The organism is Peribacillus simplex (assembly GCF_001578185.1).
Lineage (GTDB): Bacteria > Bacillota > Bacilli > Bacillales > DSM-1321 > Peribacillus > Peribacillus simplex_A.
Genome location: NZ_CP011008.1, coordinates 756,088 through 773,710 on the forward strand (window position 1 = coordinate 756,088; position 17,623 = coordinate 773,710).

At 37.1% G+C, this 17,623-nt stretch carries 8 protein-coding genes; 6 read left to right on the plus strand and 2 right to left on the minus strand.

Annotated elements, in window-relative coordinates; all coding sequences use genetic code 11:
• The first annotated feature begins 60 nt into the window (after positions 1-60).
• The 4 genes from UP17_RS03505 to UP17_RS03520 all read left to right on the plus strand — a co-directional run bounded on the left by UP17_RS03505 (position 61) and on the right by UP17_RS03520 (position 12,905).
• On the plus strand, positions 61-7,746 hold the full coding sequence (locus UP17_RS03505; protein ID WP_061461680.1) for a non-ribosomal peptide synthetase: 7,686 nt from the start codon (positions 61-63) through the stop codon (positions 7,744-7,746).
• On the plus strand, positions 7,743-10,649 hold the full coding sequence (locus tag UP17_RS03510) for a non-ribosomal peptide synthetase (RefSeq protein WP_061461681.1): 2,907 nt from the start codon (positions 7,743-7,745) through the stop codon (positions 10,647-10,649). The genes UP17_RS03505 and UP17_RS03510 overlap by 4 nt, the downstream gene beginning before the upstream one ends.
• A gap of 24 nt (positions 10,650-10,673) precedes the next feature.
• Positions 10,674-11,405: a thioesterase II family protein gene (locus UP17_RS03515; RefSeq protein WP_061461682.1), complete on the plus strand. Its 732-nt coding sequence runs from the start codon at positions 10,674-10,676 to the stop codon at positions 11,403-11,405.
• A gap of 483 nt (positions 11,406-11,888) precedes the next feature.
• The gene (locus UP17_RS03520; protein WP_349817587.1) at positions 11,889-12,905 is read left to right on the plus strand and encodes an alpha/beta hydrolase; all 1,017 of its coding nucleotides are present in this window, start codon (positions 11,889-11,891) and stop codon (positions 12,903-12,905) included.
• Positions 12,906-13,377: 472 nt separating this feature from the next.
• On the opposite strand, the gene UP17_RS03525 is transcribed toward UP17_RS03520, so the two are convergent.
• Positions 13,378-14,769, minus strand: coding sequence for a hypothetical protein (locus UP17_RS03525; protein ID WP_061461683.1), 1,392 nt, complete (start codon positions 14,767-14,769; stop codon positions 13,378-13,380).
• Positions 14,770-15,557: 788 nt separating this feature from the next.
• Here UP17_RS03525 and UP17_RS03530 point away from each other — a divergent pair.
• Positions 15,558-16,052: a hypothetical protein gene (locus UP17_RS03530; protein WP_061461684.1), complete on the plus strand. Its 495-nt coding sequence runs from the start codon at positions 15,558-15,560 to the stop codon at positions 16,050-16,052.
• Positions 16,053-16,086: 34 nt separating this feature from the next.
• On the opposite strand, the gene UP17_RS29155 is transcribed toward UP17_RS03530, so the two are convergent.
• Positions 16,087-16,215: a hypothetical protein gene (locus tag UP17_RS29155; protein WP_284149559.1), complete on the minus strand. Its 129-nt coding sequence runs from the start codon at positions 16,213-16,215 to the stop codon at positions 16,087-16,089.
• A 151-nt stretch (positions 16,216-16,366) separates the two neighbouring features.
• Here UP17_RS29155 and UP17_RS03535 point away from each other — a divergent pair, with 151 nt between their 5' ends.
• Positions 16,367-17,431 (plus strand): C45 family autoproteolytic acyltransferase/hydrolase, encoded by a 1,065-nt coding sequence (locus UP17_RS03535; protein WP_061461685.1) that lies wholly within the window; start codon positions 16,367-16,369, stop codon positions 17,429-17,431.
• Positions 17,432-17,623: the final 192 nt, after the last annotated feature.

Here is a 17,623-nt window from a genome sequence, read left to right on the forward strand (position 1 = left end):
GAAAGAAGAAGTCAGTAGATAGGATGGAACACAACGATAATGGAATCGGGAGGCGCTAAATTGGAGAAATCTATTCAGAATATCTACTCATTAACTCCGCTTCAAGAAGGAATCCTCTACGAACTGGAGATGAACAATACAGCTGAGAACCTTTACATTTCTCAAATGCGAATCAGGATAACGGGCGCTCTTGAAGTAAATGCATTATTCCAGGCATGGAGTCAGGTTGTAGAACGTCATGAAGCATTAAGAATGAAGGTCATCTCTAAAAATATTGAAAATAATGTTCAGGTTGTATTCAATGCAATGGACTATCAACCAGAAATAATCGATATGACGGAGTTGAGTAAACATGATCAATTAAATGAAATTCAGAGAGTGACATCAAAATCCCAGCAGATGGATGTGAATAACTCCAATTTGATGAAACTCCAGTTAGTGAGAATTGAAGAAAATCAGTATATCTTGATTTGGACTCATCACCATATAATTTTGGATGGCTGGAGTACCAGCATAGTCATCGATGAACTCTTTGTTATTTACAGCCGAATTGTAGGAAAAGACTCCAAACGGCTTATTGAAAAGCCAAAGCAATATGGAGATTTTATCCGGTATATGAATAAAATCGATGCGGAAGATCTAAATCGTTATTGGAAAGAGCTAGCAAAGGATATTGAGCAGCCGACAATCACATTTCCCGTTCTGAAATCTGTGAAGGAAAACCGGCAGGAAAATGATCTATTTTGGGAGCTGGATAAAAAACAGAGTGAGCTTTTAAGAGAATTTGCCGCTAAAAACCATGTAACGGTTAATGTATTATTGCAGTTAATATGGTCGATCGTGCTAAAGGAAATGTCCAACCAAAACCGAATAGTCTTTGGAATTGTGAGCTCTGGCAGATCGAATAACTTATTCAAATCAGAAGAAATTGTCGGGCTGCTCATTAATACGATTCCGATGATAGCTGAAATAAACGATACTGACAGCGTTACTGATTTACTGAAACGGTTCCAGGAAACATTAAACAATATGCTGGAACACTCTCAAATTTCTTTAGTGGATATCAAAAATCATACAAAATTAAAGAAGGAAGAGCCGATTTTCGAAACGTTATTTGTTTATGAGAATTATCCGGAAGCTAAAAATGAAGGCAATAGTATTAACTGGGAAGTTGAAGGCGGAAAAGAATCACATAGCTTTCCGTTATCATTACAAGCCCAGGATAATAAAGAAACCATTAAATGCAAATTGTACTTTAATCGCTGCTTCTTAGAGCATTCACTAATTAATGATATCCAAAAAGCCTTCATGCAGATTGCCCATCAAATTACAAAAGCACAGCAAATTGACGAAATATATGTCGATGTTGATTTTTCAAAACTAAAGAATAATGTAGGTAATGACTTTCATGCAACAAGTGACAATAAGATCACTTCGGCATCGGTTAATCAAGAACTTAAAGAAATATGGCAAGAGTTTTTCTTGAATACTGAGATTAATGGTGATTTCTTTCAATTGGGCGGGCATTCGATAACAGCTATGAAATTGGTATCTAAGGTGAATAAACGACTTGATGCGAATATAAAATTGACTGATTTGTTTGAAAATCCCACATTAAAATTGCTAAGTCATAAGATCTTTCCAGAAGTGATAACATCTCCTAAAGATGAAACGCAATTAGTTTCATCATTTGTAGAAAAGACATTTTTGGAAGTCTTATCAACAAGTCAAATCGAAAAAGATGCCGATTTTTTTGAAATGGGCGGACACTCGATATTAGCCATGAAGTTATTGACAAAGTTAAATAAAGAATACAACCAAATTCTAACTTTGAAAAATATTTTTCAAAATTCAACGATCGATTCGTTGACGGCCTTCATCATGACTCGAATTTCAGATACTGACAGTGAGCACAAAGAAATCCAAACAGAAAATCATGTTTTATCCAGTAACCAAGAGGCTTTGTGGTTCAACGAAAAACTCAATGGTAAAACAACCAATTATAACATTCCTCAGAAATATAAAATTACTGGCAAAGTGGATACTTCACTCCTGGAAAAAGCCGTCAACCATGTCATTGATAGACATGAAATCTTAAGGACCATCGTGCATGAAAAGGACGGTAAAGGCTATCAAGAAGTTAAGGAAGATTTGTACATTAAAATAAATGAAATGGACCTCTCTGAATTAAAGGCAGAACAGCAAACGACCCGTTTGCTGCAAATTGAAGACGACGTCCAATCGGAAATCTTTGAACTTGAAAAAGGTCCTCTCTTGACATTGAAACTTGTTAAATTGAGTGAAAATGAGTCTGTTTTATTTGTGAATCTTCACCATTTTGTTTTTGATGGATGGTCAGTGAGTATATTTTTAGATGAATGGTTATCATTTTATGACAGTGAAGTGAATGAAAAGGAACTTAACCTTGGAAACGACTTTAAACAATATAAGGATTTTGCCATTGAGCAAAAAAGCTGGTTGGAAAGTAACATTAAAGAAGAAACGCTATTTTGGGCAACAAACTTATCTGGGGAATTACCTAAATTGGAGCTTCCTATAGATTCTATGCGTACAAAAGAAAATCGCAACGATGGCAGTAGTTTTATAGTGGAGCTAACAAGGGAAGAGCTCCAAGGTTTAAAGCGGATGTCCCTTGAAAAAAACTCGACATTATTCATGACACTTCTAACGATGTACCAGTCTTTTCTAGCAAAATATACAGGTCAAAACGATATCATTGTCGGATGTCCTTTGGCGAATCGAATGATTGAAGGAACAGGGAAATCGATAGGTTATTTTGTCAATACACTCCCCTTTAGATTAAAGCTGGGACCCGAGGAAACATTTGAAGAGATTCTTCAAAGAAATACTAGTCATATCATTGACATCTATGATCATCAGCAAATGACATTGGAGAAAATTGTTGAAGTCATCAACCCTGAAAGAAATTTAGTAACCACTTCTTTATTTCAAACCGTCTTCATTTTACAAAATAATGCTAAAGCTGCATTTGAAAGTGAATACATAAAGATAACGCCTGAAGTAATAAAATCAAAGGTAGCAAAATTCGATTTGAGTTTAGCTGCGGAAGAATATGAAGATAAACTTTTATTCGCTTTTGAGTATAATTCAGGTATTTTCAATGAACAAACCATTCGATTATTAGGTGAAAATTTCTTGGAGTGGATTCGGACAATTACATACGAGCCTGAACGATACATTGACCAAGTATCTGTAGTGAGTAAGAAGCAGGAGAAAGTATTATTGGAAGAATGGCAGGGAGAAACCGTTCAGTTTGAGGGGATCGATGATACAATCCCAGAAGCATTCTATAAAATTGTTGAGAGATTTCCTGATAAGGTAGCCATTGTTGATGGTCCCAGAACCATTACATATCGCGAATTGAATCATAAGAGCAATCGTCTTTCACGCCATTTAATAAGCAGGGGAATTTCTACAGAAGAAAGAATCGGAATTTATGTGAATCGATCAATTGATATGGTTACCGGGATGTTGGCAGTAATTAAAGCTGGAGCTGCGTATGTTCCATTGGATCCTCATTATCCTAATGATCGATTAAGCTATATGGTTCAAGATTCGTCCATTTCCTATTGTTTGAGTCACAAAGAACTCGGTGTGAATGAATTGATCGATTCAGCTAAAATAATATATTTTGAAGATATTGAAAAAGAATCGGATTTGTTAATGGACGCCAATCTTCACATTCCGGATCAGAGAAATCTAGCGTATGTCATTTATACTTCGGGAACGACAGGCAGACCAAAAGGAGTCATGTTAGAACATAGAGGAATCATTAACTTAGTGTATAACCAAAATAAAATGATGTGTTTAGACACATCAGCTAGAGTGTTGCAATTCGCTACATTTAATTTTGATTCATCCGTCATTGAGGTTTTCAGCTCACTTTTATTTGGTGCCGAACTGCATATAAGTGTGGATAAAGAAAATCAATTTGACATGAGTAAACTTGTTGAACAAATTAAGGGAGAAGGAATTTCCCATATCATTTTACCGCCTGCCGTGTTGAAGGAACTGCCAATCACGGAATTGAACAGTATTAAAGTACTGGGATCTGCAGGTTCTGAATGTCCATTTGAGCTCGTTTCAAAGTTTAAACATATATCGTTTTTTAATGCCTATGGGCCTACAGAATATTCGGTGTGTACAAGTTTTAAACTATTTCCTCCGAATGAAGAGGTAGCGAATGAATTAGTTGTTTCAATTGGGAAGCCTCTGACTAACACAGTTGTACTTGTTTTGGATGAAAACCGGAAACTAGTTCCGGCAGGATCGGTTGGTGAACTATACGTTGGAGGAATTGGGTTAGCAAGGGGATATTTGAATAATGAGAGCCTGACAAATGAAAAGTTCATAGCCAATCCATTCAACCCTGCAGAAAAAGTATATAGAACCGGGGATTTAGTTAAGCATAACAAAGCTGGGGAATTAGTCTATATAGGCAGAGCGGACGATCAAGTGAAAATAAGAGGATACCGGGTTGAACTATCGGAGGTTAATGTTTCCTTACGAAAGATGGAAGAAATCAAGGATAGTTATGTAACGGTATTGGAAGATGAATTTGAGAATAAAAGGCTAATTGCTTATTATACGGTGAGTGATGTGGTTTCGATAGAATCAATCAGAAGACGATTGAAAGAAACACTGCCTGCATTCATGATTCCTGCTCATTTTATGCAACTGGATAAATTTCCTTTGACGCCGAATGGGAAAGTTGATCGGAAATCCCTGCCGAAATGGACGGAACAGATGGACGAGCGGAAGGGAAAAGTGCTGGATGTGCAAGAATTGTCCAAAACTGAAACAGCGCTTCTGACAATATGGAGAAACGTTTTAAATGATCCCACTATAGGCCCGGATGATAACTTCTTTGAATGTGGCGGTGATTCAATCATCAGTATTCAAATATGCTCTGCTGCAAAAGAAAAAGATTTATTTATAACTCCTAAAGATTTATTTGAATACCAAACGGTCCGCGAGTTGGGGAATATTGTGAATGAATTGGAGCAAAACCAAGTGGTTCAAGAAACAATATCAGGTTATGTCCCGTTAACGCCTATTCAATCATGGTTTTTTAATGAAAATCATGAGAATATCCATCATTGGAATCAGTCCGTAGTATTAATGAAGGATAATACATTATCAACTGAACAATTTAAAAAAATCATCATGAAATTAATTGATCAGCACGACGTATTAAGGACAATATTTGAAAAACATGGTGATTCATATATAGGGAATATTAGGAATATTGGGAATGCCGATACAGCATGCGGTTTTTATGAGTATAATGTTTCAAGTTTTAAAGATGAAAATAGTTTGAAGGAAATTAAGGAGCTAGAAGAAAACGCCCAACAAAGTTTAAACATACACAATGGCCCCATGATGAAGTTTCTTCTATTCAGGGATCAAAGGGAGGTAAGGATCTTTTGGGTGATTCATCACCTCATAGTTGATGGTGTTTCATGGAGGATACTTCTTGAACATTTCGAAAGATGTTATCAGCAGATGAAGAAGAAACAAAAACTATCACTTCCTTTAAAAACGACTTCTTATAAACAATGGTCCGAGAAACTAAACAAATATCAGAACACTGACCTATCGGAAGAATCCGTTCAATATTGGGAAAAGGAAATGAATACTCCCGTTTCTCCGCTAACGAAAAGCTTAGGAGAAACGTGTGATTTTGAAAACATGTACAAAATAGAAGTGGATGAGGATCGAACACAAAACCTCATTAAAAATACATTAAGAAAACATAAAACGACGATTGATGAAGTTTTATTATCAGTTATCGCCTGGGTGTTTTCCAATCGTATGGGAATCAATGAATTTTGGCTCGATTTAGAAGGACATGGTCGAGAGGATATTGAGGAAGGCGTTGATCTTTCAAGGACGGTAGGGTGGTTCACCTCCATCTATCCAGTAAGGATTGAAGGAAGGGCGTCTTTGGGATCTACACTGAGAAATACGAAGAACATAATAAGAAGTGTGCCGAACAAAGGGTTTGACTTTGGAATCCTAAAGTATATTTCCACTCGGGATTATCGTTATCCAGAAAGCCTTGTGAGTTACAACTATCTAGGTCAGTTTAATAATACAGGTGATATGGAACAAACCAATAGCAGCAATATCGATTTGAAATACAAATTTCCATATAAACTCAATTTTGTCGCTAGCATCGTAAACAATAGACTCATGCTGAATATTATCGGGGATAGCAACAATGAAAACTTCCAAATGATATGTAAAGAAGTTGAAGCACAATTAAACAAAGTTTTATGCGGAAGTGCAGATTTGTATGACTCTATTATCGAAACGGATTTTGAATCAGAGGAAATAGTTGATGGAAGTACAATTAAGCATTTCATTAATAAGTTTAATAACATTGAAGAAATTTACCCAGTGACATCACTTCAAGAAGGGATGTTATTCCATAGCGAAGTAACTCAAAGTCCTGAATATATCTCGCAGCTATCCATCGACTTAATAGGCGATCTTGATCTGGATAAATTAGAAGAAGCCTGGAATGATACTTGCAGAAAATACGACGTCCTAAGATCGGTTTTCAGGCGCAATCAATTGGGGGACCGTTATCAAATCATACTCAATGATATTTATTATGTGTTTAATCATGTGAATCTAACGATGTTCAGTGTAGACGAGTCAGAATCCAAGATAGAAAATCTATTAGAACAAAGCAGGAGCAGACAAACGGATTTAGAGAATGGGCCGCTCATGAACATCACCTTAATTCAGCTATCGGATCATCGTTTTAAATTCATCTGGACACATCATCATGCTTTAATAGATGGCTGGAGCCTGCAAATCGTCATTAATCATTTTTTGGATAATTATCGAAATCCATCCAGTACGTTAAAAGACAGTGATGAACATAAGTATGCTTATAAACAAGTCATGAACCATGTAAGAAATATTAATAAACAGGAAGAAGCAGCTTTCTGGAACAAAGAGTTGAGCGATTTCGAACAAGTAAAAGCACTGGTGAGTAAGAAAACGGATAAGGAAGCTTTTACATCGGATAAAGTTATTGAATATAGCTTACCTGAAGAGCTTACTGAAGAATTGATAGAGTTATCCAAGCGGCATAGAAAAACAATTAATACCGTTGTTCAAGGAGTTTGGGGAATCGTTCTATCTTACCTTAGTGAAAGCAACTCAGTATGTTATGGGGTGACAAGCTCAGGAAGGAACCTCAGCATTCCGCATATCGAATCAGCTGTAGGCTTATTGATCAATACTCTTCCATTCTCTTTGAAAATCGATTGGGAGGATGATTTACAATCCTATTTCACCGCTATTCAAAACAAGCAATTACAAATGAGAGAGTATGAGTTCAGTTCACTTACGGATATAAAGCGATACGCTGAAATTCCATGGGATAGGGATTTATTTCAACATATATTTGTATTCGAAAATTATCCGAGCGCAGAACTGGCAGATGATTCGCCAATCATGATCGAAAGTTCAGTTGGAAGTGAATCAACTAATTTCGATCTTACGTTCTCTGCAGCTGTAGTGCAATCAAAGTTGCATTATAAAATCATTTATAAAAACAATAAATTCGATGAAAATGAAATTTTAAGTTTTATGGATTCCATGCAAGAAATATTCTTAAATCTAACAAAAGATGAAACACTATCTATTGGTAAATTAATAAATCACTTGAAAGTTGGGGCCCGATGATAAGTAAATCGATGACGACGAATAAATTGATGTCAATAACTGAAGCTTTTAAAAAAATGGCGGGCGATAATCAATCAAAAGCGGCACTTTATGAAAATGAACGGCAAATAACTTATAAAGAATTAGATATTCTCTCAGATAATCTTGCCAAAAGGATCATTGACATGGGAATTCAAGAAGAAACAATGATCGGGATTCCAAGCAAAAGGTCCATTGAACTGATCATAGGGATGCTTGCCATTATAAAGTCTGGCTGTTGCTATGTTCCAATAGATGAAAAATACCCATTAAAAAGATTGGAATATATGCTTGAGGATACGGATATGGAGTTCTTCTTATCATTTAATGATCATGAAGGGAAGCTCAGTGAATTGGATATTGAACCAATTCCATTTGAGATTAAAGAACTGAGCAGGGAAGGGCACACTCCTGTGAACCGTTCTTCAGAGAATGGTCTAGCGTATGTTATTTATACATCTGGAACGACTGGAAAACCAAAAGGCGTAATGATAGAACAAAGAAGTGTAGTCAATTTAGTATTGAACTCTGAAATACTTGAAATAAACGAAAATAATAGAGTGGCTCAATTTTCCAACCCTTGCTTTGACGCCGCAACTTTTGAGATATGGGGAGCGTTATTAAATGGAGCAACATTATTCCTGATGACGAATGAGTTCACTTCTTTTGATGATTGGAAAGAAGCGATATCGATTGGAAAGGTGGATGTAGCTTTTTTTACGACAGGTCTTTTCAATGCAATGGTTGATGAGGATCCATTAATTTTTGAAGGATTAAAGAAAATTGTGGTTGGAGGAGATAAAATCTCGATTTCCCATGTCAAAAGATTGAAGCAGACGATTGGTCATTTTTCCTTAATTAATGGGTATGGACCAACTGAATGCACAACCTTTGCCATTTGTCATGAAGTCGAAGATAAGGATGTAGATGTTATTCCCATTGGAAAGCCATTAACCAATGTCGAAATCAGGATTTTATCTGAAGAACAAGTTGAGGTAGGCGATGGCGAAATAGGTGAAATCCACATTGGCGGTCAAGGGGTCATGAGAGGCTATTTAAATCAGCCACAATTAACAGAACAAGCTTTGATCATGGATGATTTGAATCAAACGAAGTGGTATAAAACAGGTGATCATGGCATCCGGTTAAATAATGGTGAGATCCTTTACAAAGGACGAAAAGACAGTCAAGTGAAAATTCGCGGCTTTAGAATAGAACTGAATGAAATTCAAGATAAGCTTGATAAGTACATGAAGGTTGAAAGTTCAGTAGTAGCAGTTAAAAACATCAATGATGAGAATTATGTTATCGCGTATTACAAACAGAAGGATGAAAACGCGAAAAATGCTGAAAAGGATATTAAAGATTATCTTGGCAATGAATTGCCGAATTATATGATTCCACACTTTTTTGTCAGAGTGGATGATTTTCCGCTTAATGCCAACGGTAAAGTGGATAAAGCGAAATTATTGGAAATGGATATCATGCAAAATAAGCTTTTTTTAGCCAATCAAGAAAATGGAAAGAAAAAAGAAGTATTGAAGATTTGGAGAAATATATTAGGAAATCAAAGTTTAGGATTAGACGACAATTTCTTTGAAAATGGAGGTCATTCCATTTTAGCTACCAAACTCGTCTATATAATGAAGGAAACTGTACTTCCTGAAGCTACTTTACAGATTTTATTGGAAAATAACACAGTGAATAAATTTGTTGGTGCACTTGAAATTGATTCATCTGGCAGTATGGAAGCTCTGATGGAGAAGGACTCCACACTCAATCGATCGCTTATGGAGAAAATAAGGAAAATATGCACTAAACCAGTTCAATTTGAAAAGAATATGATGATTACTGGTGGAACAGGGTTTTTAGGAGCCCATCTATTAAACAAATTGTTACGGGAATTGGAACATGTCAAAATATATTGTTTGGTTAGATTTCCTTCAAGAAATAGATTGAAAGATACTTTAATGAAATATGGTCTTTGGCAGGATGAGTTCGAAAGCCGAATCGTTGTAATTGAAGGCGATTTTAGTAAACATCAATTCGGTTTGGATGATATGACATATGAGAAATTAAGCAATGATGTTTCCCATGTATATCATGTCGGTGCCGAAACGAACTTCTTCGAGCCGTATAGTAAATCAAAAGTTTCAAATGTGGATGGTGTAGTGGAGATCATTAAGTTTGCTTCATCATACACTCGGAAAAACATCTATTATGCCTCAACGCTTTCTGTCTTGACCGGCGAAAGGAAATGGGATGAGGAAGACGAATTGGTTTACTCCCCAGATTTAATGATCGGGTACAGCCAGTCCAAATGGGTAGCAGAGAAACTGCTTCTTCAAGCAAGGGAATATGGATTGACAATCGATATTTTCCGATTAGGCAGGATTTCATCTAATTCCCTAAACGGGGTTTGGAACGAGAAGGATATGCTGTACAAGGTTTTTGAATCATTTATTGAACAAAGGATATTGCCATTTAAAGAGGAAATTCATTTTGAATTGATGCCAGTCGACTTTGTAAGTGGGTTTATGTATAAAATATCAAGATTGAATGAGAATCAGAAACTCGGAATCTATCACATGTTCAATGATCAGAGGGTTTCAAGTGAATTCGTGACCTCCTTCTTCGAAAAAAATAATATACCTTACTCCAATATGGGTTTGCAAGAATGGCTACAATCTTTAAAGGAAAAGACACAATCTAATGAGATTCATTCATTAAGTGCTTTGTCCCAGTTAATTGATGAATCAACAAAATTAAAAGAGTCGGAAATCCTTCAATCCAAAACCAAGAAGGATATGGAATGGCTATCAATGAAAATGCCGGAAATTGATTCAAGGTATGTGGAAAGCTTTATGAAGTTCATGTTGAAATAATCTTTATTGATCTGGAGAAGGGGGATGAAGGGACTGAAGAAAACACTTTTTTGTTTCCCTTATGCTGGGGGAAGTGCATCTTTTTATAGAGAGTGGAAATTTGATGACGATGTGATAGAGGTAGTCCCGCTGGAATACCCTGGACATGGCAGTAAATATAGTGAACCATTGCGTGATCATATGGCTGATCTGACGGATAGCCTAATGGAAGAAATGGAAACGAAATATCAAATTCAATCATTGGAAAACATCTCTTTGTTTGGACATAGCATGGGTGCGATAGTGGCCTATGAAATTGCGGCAAAATTAGAAGAGAGATATGGCAATAAAGTAGAGCATTTATTCATTTCAAGTAAATCGTCCCCAGATTATAAAGTAGATCAAATCGATTGTTCTAATTCAAATAATTTAAAACAATCACTCAAAAAAATCGGGGGAACGAACAAGGAGCTCTTAGAAACGGAAGATTTCATGACATTATTCCTGCCGATAATACAATCGGATTTAAATGTTTTAGCCAACTACCACGATGAAAATAAACGCAAAAAAAAGGTGGGAAATAAAGCAGTTTTGCTATTGGGCTCAGAGGATTCCGTGACGACGGAAAGTATGGAAAGCTGGAATGAATACATTGAACATATTGAAGGATTGCATATGTTAAAGGGAGATCATTTCTATTTAAAGCAAAACCAAGATATTGTATTAAAAATCATTCAAGAGTATTTACTAAGAAGTCGTTGTGAAATTCTGATTTAGGTATATGCAATTATTTGTGAACTCGGATTAGGAATGATTAATGTAAAAAGAATAGGACCCAAAAGTGTTCGGATCATGACTCTAGAATTATGGATTATATCCAGATTTTAAAGATGAAATGATTTCAGCCACTTTTGGGTCCTTTTTTTCTATCTAAGCTATAATGTGACTTTGGTTTTTAAGCTGGTTATTAATGGGCTAGACACTATTATTTGAAATCATGTATATTATCATGTAAGGCTCGAATTGGAGCAGCTAAAGTCTCTAAAGTTAAAGGGGAACAATTATCATTGGTTGATATTATTATTTTCAGCCAGTATGTTGGGGGATATGATTAAACATTGACTCATAACGGTACGAAAAATTTACCTTTGATATAAAGAATATGAAGCAAAAAAAATGCTCCAAATAGTTTTTTTGAAAGAATGGATCTCTATACGGATTTTCATGTTTAATTAGAAAGATAAAGAAGGGTTGACGCAATTGATAACAACGACCAAATTTTATAAGAAAAAACGATGGATGATTCCCATCTCTATCATGATCATTCCAATTATCCTTGTATTAATAATAGGGAAATTCACACCGGTACTTAATACCTTTATGATAAAGCATCTTTTCGAAGCAGATTCTTTTGCATCCCCTAAAAACATGGAGATCATTAAAGAACAGGTTCATGTCGAAAAAGATTTAACTTATGATAAGCATGGAATGGATAATAGTATTTTAGATATTTATTATCCCAAAAATATGAATAAACCACTCCCCGTTATCATGTGGATACACGGAGGTGCTTTTGTATCAGGCAGTAAGGAACAAACAAAAGAATATGGAATGGCATTAGCCAATGAGGGATATGTCGTGGCAAATATAAACTATGCGATTGCACCAGGACAAAAATATCCCGGTCCAATTCTGCAAGCCAACCAAGCCCTCAAATTTTTACAGGAGAATATCGCAAAATACGGTGGTGATATGAATACACTATTTATCGGGGGGGACTCAGCTGGTGCGCAAATCGCTAGTCAAACCGTTGCGTTAATAACGAATGAAGCACTCGCAAGGTCAATGGATATTCAACCTTCAATTGATAAAGAACAGTTAAAAGGTGCACTTTTATATTGTGGGATTTATAACATGGACGAAATGGGTACTCAGTCTTCGCCAGTGATAAAGAAGGGGATCGACTCGGTGTTTTGGGCATATACAGGGAAAAAGGATTATAAAGCTTTCTCTAGACTGAATGAGATGTCTACAGTTAAACATATAACACCATATTACCCTCCTACCTTTTTGACAGTTGGAGATGCGGATCCACTAGCACCACAATCAGCAGAACTTATAGACGTTCTTGAAAAACAAGGAGTGGAAATAGAAAGTGTTCTATTTGATGGAACAAATACGGACTTAGGTCATGAATACCAATTTGATTTTACCATCCCGCATGCTGAACAAACTTTTGAGCAAACCATTCAATTCTTAAAGGAACATAGTGAATGATTTTTTTGCAATATGATATTCAATTCGGTGTATTTCAGCATTATCAGGCTAATATGTTTGTGTAACTGATTATATCCTATACATTTAGGGGGTATTGTCCGATAATATTTATCAGACTTGCCACCTAAAAAACGAAATCCCCTGTTTCACTAATGGAGGGGATTTCGTTTTTTTTTATAAACAAGCGAGGTTATGAAAGCAATGAGCAATAGAAAGATGGGGAGAACATTGCTTATAAACTGAAAATATTTGATTCCTTTACAACTGTTAGAGTAGGTTGATACGTCTTCGATAGATGCAGTTGCATATTTAGAGCATTAGCTCTCCCGCTTATCAAGCTATTTTAAGCTTAACATGAGGGATGAGATTCAAGTAAGATATCGTAATTTATCGATAATCATCCGCTATGTCGATCGATTTGGGATTATTTAAAATCAATCTACCCTGTTTAGGAACACAATAGTACATTAAGCTAAATGATAATCATCGCGACTATTGTAGTGACTACTAAACCAATTGTTACCGGCAGCAGGTTCCGGCGTGCAAGTTCAAAAGGACTGACGTTACAAATTGCAGCGGCTGGGATTAATGCCCATGGAATCAGGGTGCCTCCGCCAACCCAAATCGCGGTTATTTGCCCAAGGGCGGTCAATGTGGCAGTTCCGCTTCCGATTGCCGTTCCAAATAGTTTGGCAACCGATCCCGCTAAAGAAATGCCTGAGAAGCCCGATCCATCCAAGCCAGTGATGGCACCGATTCCCGTTAAAGTGACGGCGGCTATTTCTTTCGTTAAAGGAACGGAAGCCGCTAAGGCGGCACCGAGATCATTGACGATGCCGAGAGAAGTTTTTGGTAAATAGGCACCGATGATCTGATTGAAGCCAGAATCACCTAAATAGAAGAATGCAGCGATTGGAATGACGGGTCCGAATACTTTGAAGCCAAATTGAAAACCCTGAATCAAATAGGCCGTTGATTTTTCAAGTCCTTGTTGTTTATGAGCGACAAGGGATAAAATCAGCAAAATGAAAACGGCTGTACCGCCAACCAACGCCGTGGCATCCCCGCCTTGCAGCTTCAAAATCGACAATGCCACAACATCTAACAGAAATGCGATTGGAATGAAGACGGCAAAAAACTTCTTTTGTGCCAGTGTGAGCAGATCTTCACTGAATGTTTGATCTTGGACGATCCCTTCATTATCTGCCGCCTTGATTCTGCCAAGTTTCATATCCCGCTTTAAAAGGATAAAGGCGGAGAGGGTGGTGACGACCCCCATTGTAATGACAAGGGGAATGCTCGCAGCGATGACATCACCGACTGGGATGGAAGCGGCATCCGCCGTTAGTTTAGGTGCAGCTTGAATGATGAAATCCCCTGATAATGCAATTCCATGACCAAAAAGGTTCATCGCCATCGCCACGCCTAACGCAGGTAAACCAGCACGTAATGCAACGGGAAGCAGGACCGCCCCAAGTAAGGCAACGGCCGGTGATGGCCAGAAAAACCAGGATATGATCATCATGACGATCCCGATAATCCAAAAGGCAAGTGTAGGATTTTTAATGAATTTCGCAAATGGTGCGATCATGACATCGTTAATGCCGGACTTCGTTAAAACCGTGCTCATGGCGACTATGATTGAAATGATTAATATCGTGGGCATTAATTCCGTGATTGCAAAAATGAAGCTGTTGAATATCCCGCTTATGGATGAGGCTAAACTGCCTGTAGCCACTAAAGCCAAAAGAAAAATTCCAATTATGCAGATGAGGGTAGTATCACGACGTTTTACCATAAACCCGATTATCAATGCAATAAATACAACATAAATCCAATGGAGTGCCGTTAATTCCAACTCCATGATCCGTCCCCCCTCATAATATGCCTAGTTACAGATTATGAGGGAGGTATGGGGGGGTGAGTTGTTTCATAAATTTAAAGGCTTATTTACTTTATTTTCACTTATGATGTAAAGTGCCTAGTTCAGGAAGCAACAACCTGATTATTTGGCCAGAGTATTTTTTCTTGTGTAATCTGATTATAAAGAGGATACCAAACCTTCGAACAGGGAAATGAAACAGTCAGGTCCACCTCAAAAAACGTAAAAATCGTTATAAATAATGTCTTGTTACGAATGGATTTTATGGTATTGAAACAAAATCAGCACTTATTAAAGCTCTAAAACAGAACTTAATAAGGAGTCCAAAAAAAACCTTGATGTGGATGGAAAATGGGGCTAAGACTAAGGCTGCAATTGTCACTATCAAAAAAGGTCCAATAGGCAATCTCATCTGGATTCTACAGGAACTATATTCGAAGGATATAATCCGGGTCGGGATGATATAAATTCAAGAAGTCTAAAAAGACTAATTTGTTTGCTGCATAAAAAAGAGGATGAATTATAAATGGATTTGATTGGCGACACATATATTATTGTTCTCCCCCAAAAGTGGTAATCCTCCCCATTGTAAAAGTCTTCTCTTAATTGAGAGGCCTTTTTTTATTTGTAATGCAATTATACTGAAATAGTGAATTGGTATTAGCCTTTGATAAGGTTTTTAAATCTTTATGGATATTTACCACATGTATTGAACAATTTAATAAAGGGCCTTTTTTTAAAGGTTAATTTTCAATGCGGAGGGATTTCTTATGGATAATAATACTAAAAAAAAGATTGAATCAGAAGTTAAAAAAACGGTGGATGTTGAAATTGCTCAAGAGTTAAGTGATTTTAGAACTCAATTGAATCATCTTCAAAATTCACTATCAAATAGCGGGCAAAATTCAGGGCAACAAAATCAACAGCAAAATCAACAACAAAATCAATTAATGGAACAAATCCAGCAATTTGCTAGCCAAGCACAAAACCAACTGCAACAAACTGATCAACAATTACAACAGTCCATTCAACAAGCAATCCAATCTTTAAACCAATGTCTTCAATATGCACAAACAACTCAAGCGCTTAACCAGATCAATCAAGTAGTAGGTCAAGCACAACAGCAATTTAACCAATTGGGTCAACAGCAAGGTCAACAGCAAGGTCAACAGCAAGGTCAACAGCAAGGTCAACAGCAAGGTCAACAACAAATGAGCAATCAGCAATATGGCCAAATGGGACAACAACAAAACCATTTACAATAATTTTACCTAATTCAATCTATTTGAGAATCCAGTACTATATTGGATTCTCTTTATTTATGTATTTAATTTTTAACCGGGTATTCCTTGTCTTATACCATAATCCGATTATCAATGCAATAAATACAACATAAATCCAATGGAGTGCCGGTAATTTCATCCCCATGATCCGTCCCCCCTTATAAATATGTCTAGTTATAGAGGGAGGTATGGGGTGGTGAGTTGATTCATAAATTTAAGGCTTATCTTCTTTATTTTCAACAATACTTCAAGTATCCTTAATTTAAATAGCAACTATTGTAAATGAGGGATAAGCCGTGAAGCAAATATATAGTGATGTCATACAATTTCGGGGTACACATTATGGGTTTGGGTACATGCAAGGGGAGGAATTAAAAGATTCACTTACGGTGAAAAATCGTGAAGATCAGTGGAAGATTAGGCAGCCGCGGTTTACGGTTGAGGAAGAAGAGGTCAAGAACGCAATTACACAATTCGCCCCTGGAGTTTGGGAAGAATTACTGGGGTTGCAAGAAGCGTTGAAATGGCCAATTGACCGCGTGCTGCAAGAGTTCGGTGGATATCGATTGGATTATGTTCGGTCGGGCTGCTCCATCATGACTGGCGATGATTATCTGATTCGCAATTATGATTACCACCCAAAGACCTATGAAGGACGCTATGTTTTATTCCAGCCAACCGATCAAGGGTATTCAAGCATCGGCCCGAGTCAGCGAGGGACTGGTCGGATGGATGGAATGAATGAAAAAGGTTTGGTGATAGGCTATAATTTCATGAATCGCAAGAACCCTGGTGATGGTTTCATTTGCTGCATGATTGGCAGACTGATTGTTGAATCTTGTGCGAACGTACAGGAAGCGGTCGCGATGTTGAAGGAAATCCCGCATCGTCATTCCTTCACTTACGTCGTCTATGATAAAAGCGGAAGTACCTATATCGTAGAAACCTCTCCGAGAAATGTAGAGGTGCGCACGTCAAATGCCTGTACCAATCACTTTGAAATCATGAAAAATGAGAACCGTAACCATCTTATCGATTCGAAACGCCGATTGGAGATCATCCAAGATCATGAAGGGAGACTTTCATCTGCCTACGATGCTTACAGGTTGTTTAATGATACCAATCGAGGTGTCTTCTCGGATTTATATAGCAGCTGGGCAGGAACGATTCATACATCCGCTTATTTTCCTAAGGAGATGAAAGCTTGGATTGCCTTGGGAGGGAACCAGGAGCCGACTTCAATAGATTTTGCGAAATGGCTCGATGGGGAAGATGTTGATTTAGAACGAATCAAAGGTGTAATTGATACGGATATTCCATTCGTGCATATGGATGAGGGAGCGAATTGGTTTCGGAATTGAACGTTCTTGAACCCTTTAAGTAAATTTCAATTACGTTGAATAAGTAAAAGTATTTAAAAGGCCCAATCCTTGGATTGGGCTTTTGCTGTTCTATTTTTAGGCAAACGGATCCTGGAACTTTTTATTAGGGGATCTGCCAGTAATATAATATGATAGAGGAACATATTTTGGATGGGGCACAAGTTGCTGGAA

What these genes read in the sequence shown, in the direction of transcription:
- UP17_RS03510 (WP_061461681.1), top strand. Translation starts at nt 7,743, where the DNA reads ATGATAAGTAAATCGATGACGACGAATAAATTGATGTCAATAACTGAA.
- UP17_RS03515 (WP_061461682.1), top strand. Translation starts at nt 10,674, where the DNA reads ATGAAGGGACTGAAGAAAACACTTTTTTGTTTCCCTTATGCTGGGGGA.
- UP17_RS03525 (WP_061461683.1), bottom strand. Translation starts at nt 14,769, where the DNA reads ATGGAGTTGGAATTAACGGCACTCCATTGGATTTATGTTGTATTTATT.
- UP17_RS03530 (WP_061461684.1), top strand. Translation starts at nt 15,558, where the DNA reads ATGGATAATAATACTAAAAAAAAGATTGAATCAGAAGTTAAAAAAACG.
- UP17_RS29155 (WP_284149559.1), bottom strand. Translation starts at nt 16,215, where the DNA reads ATGGGGATGAAATTACCGGCACTCCATTGGATTTATGTTGTATTTATT.